The 503-nt window shown below is 62.6% G+C and carries 1 pseudogene; it reads left to right on the top strand.

Annotated features, from left to right (window positions below):
* Positions 1–503: pseudogene (locus AB4Z23_RS28280) on the top strand (Re/Si-specific NAD(P)(+) transhydrogenase subunit alpha); the annotation flags it as partial.

The raw sequence follows: 503 nt of genomic DNA, 5'->3' as shown, positions 1-503 counted from the left end.
CATCGGCACCTCGACCTCGCTCGGTGCCATCACCTACGCCTTCGACGTGCGCCCCGAAGTCGCTGAACAGATCGAATCCATGGGCGCCCAGTTCGTTTATCTGGATTTCGCCGAGGTGCAGGATGGTGCTGCGACCGGCGGCTATGCAGCGCCTTCCTCGCCGGAATTCCGCGAGAAACAGCTTGCCAAGTTTCGCGAGCTTGCGCCCGAAATCGATATCGTCATCACCACGGCACTGATCCCCGGCCGCGACGCGCCGAAGCTTTGGCTGGCAGACATGGTCGCCGCGATGAAGCCCGGATCCGTTGTGATCGACCTTGCCGCCGAGCGCGGTGGCAACTGCGACCTAACCGTCGCCGACCAGAAGATCGTTTCCGATAACGGCGTGACCATCGTCGGATATACCGACTTCCCGAGCCGGATGGCCGCGCAGGCTTCGACGCTGTATTCGACCAATATCCGCCACATGATGACAGACCTGACCCCGGCCAAGGACGGCGCGC

Origin of the sequence: Agrobacterium sp. MCAB5, assembly GCF_052114365.1 — a bacterium.
Classification (GTDB): domain Bacteria; phylum Pseudomonadota; class Alphaproteobacteria; order Rhizobiales; family Rhizobiaceae; genus Agrobacterium; species Agrobacterium tumefaciens.
Note: the sequence above shows the minus strand (reverse complement) of the source record. Positions and strands in the feature narration are given on the sequence as shown.